At 75.0% G+C, this 1,566-nt stretch carries 2 protein-coding genes; both read right to left on the reverse strand.

Annotated elements, in window-relative coordinates:
• Window positions 1–167: 167 nt before the first annotated feature.
• Window positions 168–491, reverse strand: a complete 324-nt coding sequence (locus MXD58_RS27265; protein ID WP_248837300.1) for an Rv2175c family DNA-binding protein — start codon at window positions 489–491, stop codon at window positions 168–170.
• Window positions 492–581: 90 nt separating this feature from the next.
• Window positions 582–1,566, reverse strand: a 985-nt coding sequence (locus MXD58_RS27270; protein ID WP_250610833.1) for a Gfo/Idh/MocA family protein, incomplete at its 5' end; no start/stop codon positions are given.

A 1,566-nucleotide genomic window follows, 5' to 3' on the forward strand; every position in this document is an offset into this window, starting at 1 on the left:
GCGAGCAGCTCCGGCAGCGGCTGGCCGGCGGGCACGTCCCGGGCCGCGCCGTTGACGACGACGCGGGCTGCGGAGGGCGGCGCGGGCGGCGGACTGTCGGCCATGACCCGACCCTACGGGAGCGCCACCGGCCCCACGGCCCGGATCGGTCAGATCCGGGCCGTGGGTCAGTACGCCAGCGCCTGGGCGCGGCGTTTGACCTCCTTGCCACGGTTCTCGTTCAGCGCCCGCACCGGGGTGCCCGGCAGGCTCGGGTCCTCCCGGAACAGCCACTCCAGCGCCTCGTCATCGTCGAAACCGACGTCGGCGAGCAGCGTGAGCAGCCCGGTCAGCCCCTTGACCACCGCGCCGTCCTGGATGAACTCCGCCGGGATCCGCAGGACGCCGTCCTCACGCCTGGCCAGCAACGTGCGCTCACGCACCATCTGTCGAACTCGGGTCACGGGGACCTGCAGCTGCTCCGCGACGTCGGGCAGGGTAAGCCAATCCATGGTCAACAGTAAACACCTCAGCCGATACCTGCCGGTGGACCGGATGAACGTCGAGGTCAGGCGACCGGTGCTGCCGGGTGCCCCGCGCGGTCACCGAAGCACGATCTGTTCCCCGCCGGCCGCCGCGGAGCGCACGGCCGCCTCCAGCACCGCGACCACCGGGCGAGCGGCCTCGACGCCGCGGCCCCGCAGCGGCCAGCCCGAGACGAGCAGGTCGGCGAGCTCACGGTAGAACGGCACGGCAGAGCTTTCCGGCCCGGCCGCCACGGGGTAGCGCGTGCTGACCCCGTCGTGGGTGACCAGCAGCACCGCGCCGAGGCCGGGCAGGTCACCACCGTCGTCAAGGTCGCCGAAGGTGGGCGGCCCGGCATGACGTCCCCCGGGGCGCGCCGCCGGCCCGTCGCCGCCCGGGCCCGGATCCGCGCCGACGCCGTCGAGGACGAGCGCACCGGCGCTGCCGAGCACCTCGAGGCGGGGCCGCGGGGCGCCGGCGAGGTCCGACACGACGACCTGCGCCTCGCCACCGCCGGCGAAGCGCACCAGCAGCCGGCTGTGGTCGGCGTTGCTGACGTGGTACCAGACCCGCTTGACCGTGGACGCGCTGACCCATACGACCGGTTCGTCGATGAGGGCCAGGATCTGTTCGAGGGCGTCGGCACCGCGGTCGAAGAGCTGGCCGCCGCTGATCCGTTCGTCGTCGTGCCAGCTGCCGGCCGGCCGATGCCGGCTGCCGCGGTGTGCCTGGATCCACAGCGGCTCACCGACCGCGCCGCGGCCGACGGCCGCCCGCAGCGCCTGGTACGCCGGGTCGCTCGTGCCCTCGGCGTGGACGGCGAGGATCCGGGAGCGGGCGTTCGCCAGTTCGGCGAGCTGGTCGACGTCGGCGGCCCTCGTGCACAGCGGCCCCTGGACGACGACGTGCTTGTCGGCCTCCAGCGCACGCCCGGCCCACTCCAGCCGGCTGTGGGTCGGGGTGGCCACCACGACGACGGCCAGCTCCGGGTCGTTGACCAGGTCGTGGGGGTCCTCCACCCGGGGGGGCGCGCGCGGGCCGCCATGGGGGGCCGGGCGGGGC

The organism is Frankia sp. AgKG'84/4, assembly GCF_023242965.2.
In the GTDB taxonomy this organism is placed as follows: domain Bacteria; phylum Actinomycetota; class Actinomycetes; order Frankiales; family Frankiaceae; genus Frankia.

Excerpts from the sequence above, each read along its gene's own strand:
- MXD58_RS27265 (WP_248837300.1), bottom strand. The coding sequence starts at position 491 with ATGGATTGGCTTACCCTGCCCGACGTCGCGGAGCAGCTGCAGGTCCCC.